A 14953-nucleotide genomic window follows, 5' to 3' on the forward strand; every position below is an offset into this window, starting at 1 on the left:
TGATTCGAATTTAAGCGATTAAACCGGACAGCGACTGCCAAAGAATACTCACGCCAATAAGGCTGAATACCACGCCACATAAGCCATCGATGTATACCGTTGCTTCGCTGAGTTTCTTTTGCAATGCTTTAGTCGAAAGCATCCAAGCCAGTAGTGAGAACCAAAACAGAGACAGACCAAATAGGATGATAAGCGCAAAGCCTTTACCTGACAGAGACATGTCGGCAGGCACTAGGCTCGACATCAAGCTGATAAAGAACACCAAAGCCTTTGGGTTGAGAATATTGGTCGCAAACCCTTTCGAAAATGCCTGACGCTTATTGGTCAGAATCAGATCGTTGGCATTGACGGTATCGGCATCATCATCGTGGTTCTGAATGATTTGCCAGGTTGCTTTAAGTGCACCGTAGCCTAAGTACAGTAAGTAGCTACCGCCGGCTAGTTGGATAATGGCAAATAATGTCGGTTGTTGGTGGACTAGGTAACTGATTCCCGTCAGGCTCAGCAATGAGTGCAGCAAGATCCCGCAAGATAAACCAAGCGCAATGTACAAGCCTGTCTGGCGTCCGTGACGCGTCGCATTTTGCACGACTAACGCAAAATCAGGGCCGGGGCTCATCAAAGCGATGAAGTGGATAGAGGCTAGGGTGATCAGTATGGTGACTTCGTTCATCGTCAGTTCTCAATAACGTTGCCGCTATTTTTAAATAAGTAATCGTATTGAGCGTAGCTTACCGTGATTTGAAATAGAGCAATTGTAAATTATCAACACTTAGTTGATTTGTGAGGGTGGTACGCCGAACGTGGTTTTGAAAGCCTTAGAGAAGTGTGCTTGATCATAGAAGCCTACTTGGTGCGCGACCTTGGTACCACATATCCCAGATTTAATCAGACGCATGCTCTGTTCCATACGTAAACGGCTCAGCCATGCATAAGGCGTAATGCCCATTCTGTTTTTAAAATGGCGTTGGAATTGAGTCGTGGTTAAACCACACAACTCAGACAATTGTTCTAATCGCACTGGTTGATCCAAGTTCGCCATCAAGTAGTCTTTTAGCGTATCAATCGATTGATTACCCAGTTTGATGTCACTCTTCGATCCAAATTTCGCATAACGATCGACAATCGTCGAGAACCCTTCGAAAGGTAAGCAATCTTGAGCGAGCTGGCTGATGTTTTGATGGATTAATAGGCCGTGCAAGTTGCGTAATTGTGAAAATGCAGCTTGATCGGAGAGGATCAACTCAGAAAAGCCTAATGTGTGACCATTTTGCTTGGGATCGGCAAGATCTTGAAACCATTGGGGAGACACGGCAAACACACTGACTTGATAACCCGAATCGAGTTTGGAGTGCCCATCATGCAGCTCATCGGGTGGCATGATAACAACTTGGCCAGCACCAACATTATGGCTCGTCCCTTTATAGACGAATTTCTGCTGTCCTCGGGTAATTAAACCAATGTGAAAGTCCAAATGATAGTGGCGCTGGAAAGCAAACTCTTGGTATTGAGCTTGGATCAGGCTGATATCTTCTGTTGGGGTAGAGTAATAGTGGACTTTATCCATGGTACAAAAAAGCTTGGTCAAATAGTCATCAATTCAACCAAGCTTATCTTCGTATTAAGGGATTGTCTTGTAAAAAACGATCAGTGTTACTGCTTAGCGCGTTTGTTCTTTCTGTTGTTACGCAGACCGTCAAAGCTGAATATCACCAACGCTCCCCAAATAAAGGCGAAGGTAATCGCTTTGTCACTGGTAAACGCTTCGCCATAAATCAGCACCGCTAACAAGAACATTAAGCTTGGTCCAATGTACTGGAAGAAGCCGAGGGTCGATAGCTTCAAGCGTGTTGCAGCGCCAGTAAAGCACAGCAGTGGAATGGTGGTAATAACACCAGCCGCAACCAATAATAGATTGAGTTGCATCGGGTTCATTGAGAAGTCCGAGGTTGGGCTATCAGCAATAAATAGTAGGTACGTTGCTGCGAGAGGCAACATAACCAGAGTCTCAATGAACAAACCTGTTTGCGCTTCTAAGCTCACCTTTTTACGCAGTAAGCCATAAAAACCGAAGCTAAAGGCTAGGGCAATGGCGACGATCGGCACTGAACCGAAGGCAATTAATTGGATCAATACGCCAATCGCAGCAAGAGCCACTGCAAACCATTGCAGCTTACGTAAGCGTTCGCCGAGGAAGAGCATCCCGAGCAACACGTTAATCAGTGGGTTGATGTAATACCCCAAGCTGGCATCAAGCATGTGATTGGAATTCACCGCCCAAATAAAAATAAGCCAGTTAGCGCCCACCAAAATAGACGTCGCCACCAAATAGAGCATTTTTGGTTTCGAGGTCAGGGTGTCGCGGACTTTACGCCAGCTGCGGCCAATGTGCAGTAAGAAAGCGAGTAGGAAAAAGGACCATACTACACGGTGGCTAAGGATCTCTAACGGGGATACGTCACTTAAAGATTTGAAATATATAGGGGCGATCCCCCACATGGTGTAGGCGCCGACGGCAAGCAAAACTCCCTGGCGCGTACGTTGTTGTTCTTCCTGTGTCATGCATCTTTCTCTAGCACTGAGTGCTTATTAATAAGATTTATAAAGAGAGTTGGTCAGTATAGGAGCGTTAACCCTTTTCACCTAACAATTTGCGGTTTAATTCGCCAGCGTTCCCCTCTACAATGTGCGCCTTGCTTGCCAATGCTGCACGCTGACTTTATACCTTGATTAGGAACCACAATGACCGCCACTCTGATTGCTGAGCAAACACCAACTCCCGCGAATGATGCGCAAGATATCTTACAAGATGTCTTTGGTTATCAAAGCTTTCGTGATGGTCAGCAAGAGGTCATAGACCTAGCCGTTGAAGGCAAAGACAGCTTGGTGATTATGCCAACCGGTGGTGGTAAGTCTCTGTGTTACCAGATCCCGGCTTTAGTGCGTGATGGGCTGACTTTGGTTATCTCACCGCTCATTTCATTGATGAAAGACCAAGTTGACCAGTTGAAAGCTAATGGTGTGGCGGCTGAGTGCATAAACTCATCGATGCCACGCGATCAACTGTTGAGCGTGTTCAACCGCATGAACTCAGGCCAATTGAAGATGGTTTATGCTTCACCAGAGCGTGTGTTGATGCGTGACTTCATCGAGCGCTTACAAGGTTTGCCGCTTTCGATGATTGCGGTGGATGAGGCACACTGTATCTCTCAGTGGGGACACGATTTCCGCCCTGAGTATGCTTTGCTAGGCCAGCTTAAACAGTATTTCCCGCATGTGCCTTATATGGCGCTGACAGCAACCGCTGACGATGCGACGCGCAAAGATATTATCTCGCGTTTGCAGCTGGTGGAGCCGCACACTTACTTAGGCAGCTTCGATCGCCCTAATATTCGCTACAACCTAGTTGAGAAGCACAAGCCCGTGTCACAAGTGGTTCGCTACCTAGAAACACAGAAAGGCAATTGCGGCATCATCTACTGTGGTAGCCGTAAGAAAGTGGAGATGGTGACCGAGAAGCTGTGCAATAACGGTATTCGCGCTGCGGGTTACCATGCCGGCATGGATACCGACGAACGTGCTTACGTTCAAGAAGCTTTCCAACGTGATGATATTCAGATCGTGGTCGCGACTGTGGCGTTTGGTATGGGCATCAACAAACCCAACGTACGCTTTGTGGTGCACTTTGATATCCCACGCAACATCGAATCTTACTATCAAGAGACAGGCCGTGCAGGTCGTGATGGCTTACCTGCTGAAGCGATGATGTTGTTTGACCCGGCTGATATGGGTTGGCTGCGTCGTATGCTTGATGAGAAAGAAGAAGGCCCGCAAAAACAAGTTGAGATGCACAAGCTGAACGCGATGAGTGCCTTTGCCGAAGCGCAAACGTGTCGTCGTCAGGTGCTGCTCAACTACTTTGGCGAATATCGCGAGAAGCAATGTGGTAACTGCGATATCTGCTTAGATCCACCAAAACACTTTGATGCGACCCAAGAGGCGCAGAAGGCGTTGTCTTGTGTGTACCGCGTTAATCAGTCATTTGGTATGGGCTATGTGGTCGAAGTGATGCGCGGTATGCAGAACATCCGTGTACGCGATAATGGTCACGACAAGCTTTCTACCTACGGTATTGGCCGCGACCATAGCCATGATTACTGGATCAGTATCTTCCGTCAGCTGATTCACAAAGGTTTGTTGTTCCAAAACATCACTCGTAACTCAACATTACAGTTAACAGAAGAAGCTCGACCGCTATTGCGTGGTGAGATGTCTTTGGAGTTGGCTGTACCTCGTTTAGATACAGCAGTGCGTAATGCGAAGTCCGATAAACTAAGCAGCAAGAACTACGATAAGAAGCTGTTTGCCAAACTGCGTAAGCTGCGTAAGTCGATTGCTGATGAAGATGGTTTGCCACCATACGTGGTATTCAGTGATGCGACGCTGATTGATATGGCCGAAATCCTACCCACATCTTATGGCGAGATGCTGGCGGTAAATGGCGTTGGTCAGCGTAAACTTGATAAGTACGCAGACCCATTCTTAGATTTGATTCAAGAACACATCACCACACACGGCTAGCTTGCAAGAAACGACTAGCTTATAAAAACGATTGGCTTATAGAAAAAGAATAAGGTTGATAGGGACATGACAACACCAACAGAATTTGGCTTAAGAGAGTATTTGGCTGAGGAAGGGCGTTTATTGATTACGTCTCCAAGTTTTGATTTTGATTCTTATGAAGTGCTAGGTGAAAAGCTGGTGGCGTTGCTGTCAGCTTCTGTTGTTGAAAAGCAATGGGACGCCGATATGCATTCTTGGTTGATTGATTTTGAAGATTGTCGGATGTTTTTAAAGTCTGAACATTACAGTGAATCAATCTGGTTTGAGTCGTTAAACGCTGAAGAAAGCCGAGAAGAGTTCGATTATCTCGCGACGCTTTTCAAGCGCGGTTTCTAACTTTTAACATGGCTTCTGAAACGTAGCTTCTAAACCTGGCTCTTAAAACTTGGCTTCTAACGTCATTCATCAATAAAAGTGAGGATAAACGTTTGCGTTTGTTCTCACCGTTGCAGCCAATATTGATTAATGTATAATCGCCCGCCGCTCAATAGAGCAAATTATAGAAACATTTTTAATTCACATTATTGGTAAGAGCTTTCTTGGATTATTCGAAGAAATGACTCGATTTGGGTTCCCTCACCCCCAAACCAAACTAAAAAGGTACAGCATGAGTAACTTTACCCCTGCGCAACAGCGCAAAGCCCTAGCACTATTAGTTTTGTTCCATTTGATCATTATTGCATCAAGCAATTATTTGGTTCAGCTACCTTTTACCGTCTTCGGTATGCACACCACTTGGGGTGCTTTCACTTTCCCGTTTATCTTTCTAGCGACAGACCTGACCGTACGTATTTTTGGCGCGCAGCTTGCTCGTAAAATCATTTTCTTAGTGATGTTACCAGCGCTGGCCGTTTCTTATTTATTGTCTGTGGTGTTCTTTGAAGGTTCATTCCAAGGCTTTAGCCAACTAGGCGAGTTCAACTTGTTTGTTGCACGCATCGCAGCGGCAAGCTTCATGGCTTATTTGCTTGGTCAGATCTTGGATGTGCATGTGTTCAACCGCTTACGCCAAATGAAGCAATGGTGGGTTGCGCCAACGTGTTCAACGTTATTCGGTAATGCCATTGATACCATCGCGTTCTTTGCGATTGCTTTCTACCAAAGCCCAGATCCATTCATGGCTGAGCACTGGACTGAAATTGCGTTGGTCGACTACGGATTCAAGCTTATCATCAGCTTAGGTTTGTTTGTTCCAATGTACGGTGTACTTCTAAATTACGTGGTTAAGAAGTTAACCGCTGTGAACCCTGACTTTAAAGCAACGGGCGTTAACGCTTAAGTTTAGATTTGTAACGCAAAGCATTAATGCAGCGATGAGAAAAAGCCCAAGTTAGTAGACTAACTTGGGCTTTTTTAATTTCTAGCGTCAGATACTAATATCAGAGGCATTCAATATTCAATGGCCAGCCAATATCGGTTTGTCTATTCGACTCGATCTCTAGCTCAGCAGCGGTCAGCGGGTTGTCTGCTAGCCATTGCTTAGAAAGCGTCAAGGTCAGATTGTTGTCATCCGTCGTCAGCTTGAACTCAGGCTCAAGCGCTGGATTACGACGGTGAGTCAACAAAATAGCTAAACGCAGAATTCGTAAAATACGCTTGCTGCTGGTACCTGAGATTGCATGTTGTTCAGGCAATGAAGTTAACTGTTCGCGGTAGCGACGTGTTAACTCACCCAAGCAGTGCTTTTGCGCTCGAGTAAAGCCTGGTAGGTCTAAGTTCTGCAGTAGGTAAGCACTGTGCTCGCCGCCTTTTTTGAAATCGATTGTTAAACCAATCTCATGAAGCTTCGCCGCTGTTTGTAATAGCACACCTGCTTGAGGTTCAGAAACCCACGTTTCGGCGCCCGCTTGCTCTAATAGAGTCTGTGCGACTACAGCAACTTGTTCACTGTAGCTTACGTCCATTTGGTAGCGTGATTGCACGCTCTTAATGGTACGAGCGCGAATATCTTCTTGGCGAAACTCATCAACCATCTCGTAGGCGAGACCTTCACGGAGTGCGCCGCCAGCGAGTGTCATTGAATCAATTTCAAGCAGCTCAAAAATCGCGATAAGAATAGAAAGACCACTTGGGAACACTAGTGCGCGCTCAAGGGTTAAGCCTTCAATCTCAAGCTCTTCTAAGCGCTCTGTAATCATCGCTTGTTTTTGTAGACGCTTGAGTTTTGCATGAGTAATAACTTCATCCATGCCTTGCGCCAACATGATTTCTTGCAGCGCTTGAACGGTACCACTGGCGCCAACACACACATCCCATCCGATATCAGTGTAGCTATCTAGGATAGGAGCTAACGTAGACTTAGCCGCTTCAATGGCATTGTTGAAGTTGGTTGCGGTTAATTGGCGATCTTTAAAGTGGCGTTCAAGCCAAGTAACACAACCCATCTTCAGGCTGGTTAAGGCTTTGGCTGAGAAACCTTCACCGATGATCATCTCGGTACTTGCACCACCAATATCAACCACTAGTCGGCGGCCGCTGCCACCAGAAGTGTGTGCTACGCCTTTATAGATAGTCGCAGCTTCTTCTTCACCAGAGATAACATTGATGTCGTAACCAAGGATCTGGTTCGCTTTCGCGAGAAATATATCCACATTGATAGCGGTACGTAGGGTCGCTGTACCAACAATGCGGATATTTTCTTTCGGAATATCTTGCAGTCGCTCTGTAAAGAGACTCAAACAGTCCCAACCGCGCTGCATGGCTTCAGTACTAAGCGCATTATTTTCATCTAAGCCTGCAGCTAAACGAACTTTGCGCTTAATTTTAGCCATGGTTTGTACGCTGCCATCGATATGACGCACAACGAGCATATGAAAACTGTTCGACCCGAGGTCGATTGCAGCATAAAGCGGTGGTGACACTGTTTGACTCATAAGCGACTAAGCTTCCTTGTTATGACGCGGTTGGCGTGGGCGACGGTTCTGGTTTGGTTTCCGGTTACCGTTGCGTGGGCCATTGTTGTTTGAGCGGCGTTGTTGCGGGTTACGTGTACGTAAGCGCATCGGTGCTGGCAGATCTTCCAGTAGTGCAGAAGCATCGTAGTCAGACATTGGGATAGCGTGCTCAATGTATTCTTCGATTGGTGGCAAGTTGATTGCGTAATCTTCACAAGCAAAGCTGATCGAGTGACCGCTTTCACCAGCACGACCTGTACGGCCGATACGGTGAACGTAATCTTCACAATCGTCAGGTAGGTCAAAGTTGAATACGTGTGTTACTTGAGGGATGTGTAGGCCACGTGCTGCAACATCCGTTGCGACAAGCAGGTCAACATCGCCTTTAGTGAATTGCTCAAGAATCTTTTCACGTTTCTTCTGAGGAACATCGCCAGTTAGTAGGCCAACACGGTGACCATCGGCAGCCAAGTGGCCCCAAACTGATTCACACTTGTGCTTAGTGTTAGCGAAGATGATTGCGCGATCTGGCCACTCTTCTTCGATTAACGTTTGTAGAAGAGCCATCTTATGTTCGTTAGAAGGGTAGAACAGCTCTTCTTGAATACGGTGACCAGTCTTACGCTCAGGTTCAACAACGACATGCTCTGGGTTGTGCATGTGTTCGAATGCAAGTTCTTGTACGCGGTAAGACAGCGTCGCAGAGAACAGCATGTTTAGGCGATCTTTTGGCTCAGGCATACGACGGAACAAGAAGCGGATGTCTTTGATGAAACCAAGATCGAACATGCGATCAGCTTCGTCAAGAACAACGGCTTGAATGTGGTTAAGGTTAAATACCTTTTGCTTGTAGAAATCGATGATGCGGCCAGTCGTACCAATTAAGATATCAGCGCCTTCTTCGATCTTACCTAGTTGCTTATCGTAGCTTTCGCCACCGTAAGCTAATGCTGCCTTGATACCTGTGCTTGCAACCAGAGAGTCAGCATCGTTGTAGATCTGAATCGCGAGTTCACGCGTTGGTGCCATAATAATCGCACGTGGCTGGTTAGGCTTACGGCCTTCATGCTCAGGTGTTTTTAGCAGGTGATTAAAAGTAGCAGTAAGAAACGCAAGCGTTTTACCAGTACCCGTTTGGGCCTGGCCTGCAATGTCTTGGCCGGTGAGCAGTACCGGGAGCGCCAAGGCTTGGATAGGGGTACAATAGTCGAACCCTTTTTTCTCCAATCCTTCAATGACTTGCGGAAGTAAATCCAAGTCGGCGAACTTTTGCTCTGTGATATGCGTCTTTTTCATTGCTATAGAATATCAGCTTAAGCTTGCAATACGAAAGTAAATACATTCCAATAGGGCATCTATTTACTGGTTATCATCCAACCAGTTCTAAAAAATACATTGGAGTGGAAGATGAGTGATAAGATTTTGCAGCTAACTGATGACGGTTTTGATAACGATGTAATCAACGCTGCAGGCCCTGTTCTTGTTGATTTTTGGGCAGAATGGTGTGGTCCATGTAAAATGATTGCGCCGATTCTTGATGAAATCGCAAACGAGTACGAAGGTCAGCTCACAATCGGTAAATTAAATATCGACCAAAATGCTGGTACTCCACCAAAATTCGGTATTCGCGGTATTCCAACGCTACTTCTTTTCAAAGACGGTGGCGTAGCAGCAACTAAAGTTGGTGCATTGTCTAAAACTCAACTTAAAGAGTTCCTAGACGCTAACCTATAATCAGGTGAGTATTTGAAAAGAAACCGCGCAGTTAACAAATGCGCGGTTTTGTTTTTTCTAAGCTATGGACTAGTCTTAGTTTTAGTGCTAATTTATCGCACGTTAATTGAACAAATTCTCTTCTTGGTCGAGCCTGTGACCAAATCCTTCTTAACTTAAGAAAACAGACCCTATTTTGACTAAACAAACTTCCACCACTATGAATCTTACTGAACTGAAGAACAGACCTGTGTCTGAACTTGTTAAACTTAGCGAAAGCCTAGGTCTTGAAAATCAAGCTCGCTTAAGAAAACAAGACATTATCTTCTCCATCCTTAAAGCACACGCAAAAAGTGGTGAGGACATCTTTGGTGATGGTGTTCTAGAAATTCTTCAAGACGGTTTTGGCTTCCTACGTAGCGCAGACAGCTCATACCTTGCTGGTCCTGATGATATTTATGTATCACCGAGCCAGATTCGTCGTTTTAACCTTCGTACAGGTGACTCTATTGGCGGTAAAATCCGTCCACCTAAAGATGGCGAACGTTACTTTGCTCTGCTTAAAGTAAATACGGTTAACTACGATAAACCAGATAACGCTCGTAACAAGATTCTTTTCGAAAACCTTACTCCTCTTCACGCCAACGAACGTATGGTGATGGAAGCGGGTAATGGTGCAACTGAAGATATCACAGCTCGTATTCTTGACCTTGCTTCTCCAATCGGTAAAGGTCAGCGTGGTCTGATTGTTGCTCCGCCAAAAGCGGGTAAGACAATGCTTCTGCAAAATATTGCTCAAAGCATTGCTCGTAACCATCCTGAGTGTGAACTCATGGTTCTACTTATCGATGAGCGTCCAGAAGAAGTAACAGAAATGCAGCGCCTAGTTAAAGGCGAAGTAATCGCATCGACGTTTGATGAACCAGCATCTCGCCACGTACAAGTAGCAGAAATGGTAATCGAGAAGGCGAAGCGTCTTGTTGAACACAAGAAAGACGTGGTTATCCTACTGGATTCAATTACTCGTCTAGCTCGTGCTTACAACACTGTTATCCCTTCATCAGGTAAAGTTCTTACTGGTGGTGTTGATGCGAATGCTCTACATCGTCCAAAGCGTTTCTTCGGTGCGGCACGTAACGTAGAAGAAGGCGGTAGCTTAACTATCATCGCAACAGCACTGGTTGATACTGGTTCTAAGATGGATGAAGTTATCTACGAAGAATTCAAAGGTACAGGTAACATGGAACTGCACCTTAACCGTAAGATTGCTGAAAAACGTGTATTCCCAGCGATTGATTTCAACCGCTCTGGTACTCGTCGTGAAGAGCTTCTTACCAAGAACGATGAACTACAGAAGATGTGGATTCTGCGTAAGATTGTTCACCCAATGGGCGAAATCGATGCGATGGAATTCCTTATCGACAAGCTAGCAATGACTAAAACGAACGATGAGTTCTTTGACGCAATGCGTCGTCAGTAGTATTGATTAGCTTATAGTTATTAAAAAGCGCTGCCTTCGGGTGGCGCTTTTTATTTGCATTTTGTAGCGACAGCTTGCAGAATGAGCAAAAGTGTTACGAGGAAGTTAAAATGCAACATGGACTGTTGTCATCATTACTCCTGTCTACTTCACTGTTACTTTCACCGGTTGGTATGAGTTATGCCACCGAGATGTCTCCACTTACAGTAGAGTCTTGGCTTGAGAATGATCAAGTAAAACTGAAAACTGCTGAATTACTCGAGCTTGTCGTGCGTGACGAAGTCAATTCGCTGCGCTTTTCGCTTGAGCGCCTGACATTTCCCCAGCAAGAGGTGGCTCGTTACCGGCTCTTGAAGAAGATCGAACAGCAAGAGATAGTTCTCACCCCTAAGATGTCTATTTTCATAGAACAGCAACTCGCTATCACGCCGACCTACCAAGTATTAGAGCGTGGGGATGGCTACGAGTTTACGGTACCTGCTTTTAATTACCCTTCGATTGCTAATCGACTGATCAAGCAATGGCACCAAGACCAGAAGACACTGGTGTTTGTACTGGATGCAGAAAAGCAGAAACTTAACCTTAATGAGTGGTTGTCAGGGCCTGAGCATCAAGTTCAAACGCGAGAAGCACTACTAATTCGAGAGCTAGACAGTTTGTCTCCTGAAGCGGTTGACTATCTGACTAAGCAACTCACCGCATCTTCTATTGTTAGCTGGTTACCCTCTACCGAGGTGGTAGTTCGATTAGCGCAAGTGAGCGAAGACCCTGAGGTCTATAAGATTCTATGGCGAATGAAGGCCGATTATCATAGCCAAGCAGAGTTAGAGCGACTTGCTAAAACTAAACAAACGTTCGCGTTGGAACAGGTAATGGCAGCGACTAAGAATCCTCGTTTGAAAGATGAAGCGATTACTTTGCTTACCAAGGTGAACCCGCTATCAGAAGAGGTGAAGCAGTTCCTTGTCTCTAGGATGGCGATTGCCGATGAAGCGCCATTAGTCGCCCGTGAATTAGCCAAACAAGGTCACACGCGCTGGTTGCAAGATCTTGTGAATGATAACCCTCAGGTGAAGAGCTCTTTGATCGAGCAAGCATTACCGTAAAGTGGATTTTGCCTCTCAATAACCACACTAAAAAGGGGGATCTCAGCGTCACCCTTTTTGATATACTGAGCGCAGAATAATCAGCATGTAGAAGCCCTATGAGTTTTAAAGATTTACGTGATTTTGTCGACCATCTTGAAAGCATTGGTCAGTTGAAACGCATTTCTCACCCTGTCGACCCAGACTATGAAATGACCGAGATTAGCGACCGTACTCTACGTGCTGGTGGCCCGGCTCTTTTATTTGAAAATCCCGTAGGCTATGACATGCCTGTTTTGACCAATCTATTCGGTACACCTGATCGGGTAGCCATTGGTATGGGGCGTCAAGAGGTCAAAGAGTTACGCGAAGTAGGTAAGTTGCTTGCTTACTTAAAAGAACCTGAGCCACCAAAAGGCTTTAAAGACGCTATCGATAAGCTGCCTGTGTTTAAGCAGGTCTTAAATATGCCAGCTAAGCGTCTTCGTAAGGCGGCCTGTCAACAAGTCGTATGGCAGGGTGATGACGTCGACCTAGATAAAATTCCGGTGATGAGCTGTTGGGCGGACGATGTCGCGCCGTTGCTAACGTGGGGTTTAACGGTTACTCGTGGTCCAAACAAGAAACGCCAAAACTTAGGTATCTATCGTCAACAGAAGATCGGCAAGAATAAAATCATCATGCGTTGGTTGGCCCACCGTGGTGGAGCGCTTGATCTACGTGATTGGATGGAAACCAACCCAGGCAAGCCATTCCCTGTCTCGGTAGCGTTTGGTGCCGATCCTGCCACGATTCTTGGTGCCGTTACGCCAGTTCCAGATACCTTATCGGAATACGCGTTTGCCGGCTTGTTGCGTGGCAGTAAAACTGAGGTCGTTAAATCAATCAGTAACGACCTAGAAGTGCCAGCGAGTGCTGAAATCGTAATGGAAGGTTACATCGACCCGAATGAGTTCGCAGACGAAGGGCCGTACGGAGACCATACTGGTTACTACAACGAGAAAGAAAAGCATCATGTGTTTACTATTACTCATGTAACCATGCGCGAGAATCCGATTTATCACAGTACCTATACTGGCCGTCCACCTGATGAGCCCGCAGTATTAGGTGTTGCGTTAAATGAAGTGTTTGTTCCTATTCTTCAAAAGCAATTCCCAGAAATAGAAGACTTCTACTTGCCACCTGAAGGTTGTTCGTACCGAATGGCGGTAGTGACCATGAAGAAGCAATACCCAGGTCACGCTAAGCGAGTGATGATGGGTGTATGGTCTTTCCTACGCCAATTCATGTACACAAAATTTGTCTTGGTATGCGATGAGGATGTTAACGCACGTGATTGGTCTCAAGTGACCGCTGCTATGTGCGAACATATGGATCCGTCTCGTGACAGCCTGATGATAGAGAACACACCTATCGATTCACTAGATTTCGCATCGCCAGTGGTAGGTTTAGGCTCAAAAATGGGTTTAGACATTACTAAGAAGTGGGATGCGGAGTTGGCACTATCACCTGATGCTAAATCTTTACCTATAGATAGTAAGCATGTTGAAGGTTGCCTAGCTGAGCTAACCGAAACCTTCCCTGAAATTATTGATATTCACTTACAGAATGACAATGCGTGCATGGTCGTTGTGTCTATCGATAAGCAAGCAGCAGGTAATGGTAAGAAAATCATTGAAGCGGTTTGGTCTCAGTTTGATGAGAACAAATTTGTCATCGTGTGTGATAGTGACGTTAACGTCAGTGACTGGAATGACATTGTCTGGGCGGTGACTACAAGAATGGATCCGGCAAGAGATACGTTATTCTTGAAAAACCAAACTGGACACTCAAAAATGGGTCTAGATGCGACGAACAAGTTTGAAGGTGAATGCCTACGTGAGTGGGGTGTTCCAATCACCAAGGATCCAGACGTCGTTAAAAAGATTGATAGCATCTGGGAACAGCTAGGAATCTAATGAGCTTCCAAGTAATCTTATACCCAGAAAATATCAGTTTTACCGTAGAAAAAGGGCAAACGGTTTTGGATGCTGCGCTCAACAGCAATATCAATTTTCCAAACCGTTGCCAAGTTGGTGCATGCGCTATGTGCATGTGCAAAAAATTAGAAGGCCAAGTGAGTTACCACCTTGAACCCATGCTCACAGAGAAAGAGCAGTTACAAGGTTGGATTTTTGCTTGCCAAGCATTTGCAGAAAGTAATTTAGTTCTAACCTTTGCCGATTAAGGGTTAGTGAGAGGAAGAACATGACTATTAAATGTAAAGTGAAATCTATCGAGCCTTTGGCTTGTAACACTTACCAAATCCTACTTCACCCAGAAACACCGGTCGCTTTTAAAGCGGGCCAATACTTGATGGTTGAAATGGGTGAAAAAGACAAGCGTCCATTTTCGATTGCAAGCAGCCCTTGTCGTCATGAAGGCGAGCTTGAGTTACACATTGGTGCAGCTGAGCACAATGCTTACGCTTCAGAAGTTGTTGAGGCAATGAAGAAAGCGCAAGCTGAAGATGGCGACATAGCTATTGATGCTCCGCATGGTGATGCGTGGGTTAAAGAAGAAAGCGATCGCCCTCTGTTACTGATTGCTGGTGGTACTGGCTTTAGCTACGTGCGCTCTATTCTCGATCACTGCATCGCGCAGAACAGTAAAAAAGAGATTCATCTATACTGGGGCGCAAAAGATGAGTGCCAGCTGTATGCGAAAGAAGAGCTTGTCGACATTGCAGCAAAACACAGCAATGTACATTTTGTACCAGTAGTAGAAGAAGCACCTGAAGTTTGGCACGGTCAAACGGGTAATGTACTTGAAGCAATCACGCAAAGTTTCGAATCATTAGCTGATTTTGATATCTACATTGCGGGTCGTTTCGAAATGGCAGGTGCTGCAAGAGACTTGTTTACTCAGAATAAAGAAGCAAAGCGTGACCATATGTACGCAGATGCTTACGCGTTTATCTAAGAATTCTTTTAGATTTAGAGCAAAAAGAGAGCAGAAATGCTCTCTTTTTTCCGTTTAGGTGAACTATTAGGCACTTAAGCTCTATTTATTCATTTTTCATGAAAAAGTAGTTGCTAAGCTGAGTGGGTTCCCTATAATGCGACACCACTGAGACGGCAGACGCCACAAGGCTTCAGCAACAATCAGTCAGACGGAAA

14 protein-coding genes are annotated in these 14953 nt (G+C 45.5%); 9 read left to right on the top strand and 5 right to left on the bottom strand.

Annotated elements, in window-relative coordinates; genetic code table 11:
* Nucleotides 1–10: 10 nt before the first annotated feature.
* From MED222_RS04765 to rarD, 3 genes are all read right to left on the bottom strand, one after another.
* Nucleotides 11–673: a LysE family translocator gene (locus MED222_RS04765; RefSeq protein WP_009848188.1), complete on the bottom strand. Its 663-nt coding sequence runs from the start codon at nt 671–673 to the stop codon at nt 11–13.
* A 99-nt stretch (nt 674–772) separates the two neighbouring features.
* Nucleotides 773–1567: a helix-turn-helix transcriptional regulator gene (locus MED222_RS04760; protein WP_009848189.1), complete on the bottom strand. Its 795-nt coding sequence runs from the start codon at nt 1565–1567 to the stop codon at nt 773–775.
* Nucleotides 1568–1653: 86 nt separating this feature from the next.
* The gene (gene rarD, locus MED222_RS04755) at nt 1654–2562 is read right to left on the bottom strand and encodes an EamA family transporter RarD (RefSeq protein ID WP_009848190.1); all 909 of its coding nucleotides are present in this window, start codon (nt 2560–2562) and stop codon (nt 1654–1656) included.
* Nucleotides 2563–2742: 180 nt separating this feature from the next.
* Here rarD and recQ point away from each other — a divergent pair, with 180 nt between their 5' ends.
* The 3 genes from recQ to MED222_RS04740 all read left to right on the top strand — a co-directional run bounded on the left by recQ (nt 2743) and on the right by MED222_RS04740 (nt 5902).
* Entirely contained in the window at nt 2743–4581 is a 1839-nt protein-coding gene (gene recQ / locus MED222_RS04750) for an ATP-dependent DNA helicase RecQ (RefSeq protein WP_009848191.1), read from the top strand.
* 66 nt (nt 4582–4647) lie between these two features.
* Complete coding sequence (locus MED222_RS04745; RefSeq protein ID WP_009848192.1) at nt 4648–4959, top strand: DUF3630 family protein; 312 nt, start codon at nt 4648–4650, stop codon at nt 4957–4959.
* 271 nt (nt 4960–5230) lie between these two features.
* Nucleotides 5231–5902 (top strand): 7-cyano-7-deazaguanine/7-aminomethyl-7-deazaguanine transporter, encoded by a 672-nt coding sequence (locus MED222_RS04740; protein ID WP_009848193.1) that lies wholly within the window; start codon nt 5231–5233, stop codon nt 5900–5902.
* Nucleotides 5903–6002: 100 nt separating this feature from the next.
* Here the strand turns inward: MED222_RS04740 and gppA are convergent, their stop codons facing one another.
* Together gppA and rhlB are read right to left on the bottom strand one after the other, a co-directional pair.
* Nucleotides 6003–7496: a guanosine-5'-triphosphate,3'-diphosphate diphosphatase gene (gppA, locus tag MED222_RS04735; protein WP_009848194.1), complete on the bottom strand. Its 1494-nt coding sequence runs from the start codon at nt 7494–7496 to the stop codon at nt 6003–6005.
* A gap of 6 nt (nt 7497–7502) precedes the next feature.
* Complete coding sequence (rhlB, locus tag MED222_RS04730) at nt 7503–8813, bottom strand: ATP-dependent RNA helicase RhlB (protein WP_009848195.1); 1311 nt, start codon at nt 8811–8813, stop codon at nt 7503–7505.
* Between the two features lie 111 nt (nt 8814–8924).
* On the opposite strand from rhlB, the gene trxA reads away from it, so the two are divergent.
* From trxA to fre, 6 genes are all read left to right on the top strand, one after another.
* Nucleotides 8925–9251: a thioredoxin TrxA gene (gene trxA, locus MED222_RS04725; RefSeq protein WP_009848196.1), complete on the top strand. Its 327-nt coding sequence runs from the start codon at nt 8925–8927 to the stop codon at nt 9249–9251.
* Nucleotides 9252–9450: 199 nt separating this feature from the next.
* Complete coding sequence (gene rho / locus MED222_RS04720; protein WP_009848197.1) at nt 9451–10710, top strand: transcription termination factor Rho; 1260 nt, start codon at nt 9451–9453, stop codon at nt 10708–10710.
* A gap of 110 nt (nt 10711–10820) precedes the next feature.
* Complete coding sequence (locus MED222_RS04715; protein ID WP_009848198.1) at nt 10821–11816, top strand: hypothetical protein; 996 nt, start codon at nt 10821–10823, stop codon at nt 11814–11816.
* A 98-nt stretch (nt 11817–11914) separates the two neighbouring features.
* Entirely contained in the window at nt 11915–13753 is a 1839-nt protein-coding gene (gene ubiD / locus MED222_RS04710) for a 4-hydroxy-3-polyprenylbenzoate decarboxylase (RefSeq protein ID WP_009848199.1), read from the top strand.
* On the top strand, nt 13753–14022 hold the full coding sequence (locus tag MED222_RS04705) for a 2Fe-2S iron-sulfur cluster-binding protein (RefSeq protein ID WP_009848200.1): 270 nt from the start codon (nt 13753–13755) through the stop codon (nt 14020–14022). Before ubiD ends, MED222_RS04705 begins: the two co-directional genes overlap by 1 nt.
* Before the next feature lie 20 nt (nt 14023–14042).
* Nucleotides 14043–14756: an NAD(P)H-flavin reductase gene (gene fre / locus MED222_RS04700; protein WP_009848201.1), complete on the top strand. Its 714-nt coding sequence runs from the start codon at nt 14043–14045 to the stop codon at nt 14754–14756.
* The last annotated feature ends 197 nt before the right edge of the window (nt 14757–14953 follow it).

It is taken from the genome of Vibrio sp. MED222 (assembly GCF_000153005.1).
Lineage (GTDB): Bacteria > Pseudomonadota > Gammaproteobacteria > Enterobacterales > Vibrionaceae > Vibrio > Vibrio tasmaniensis_A.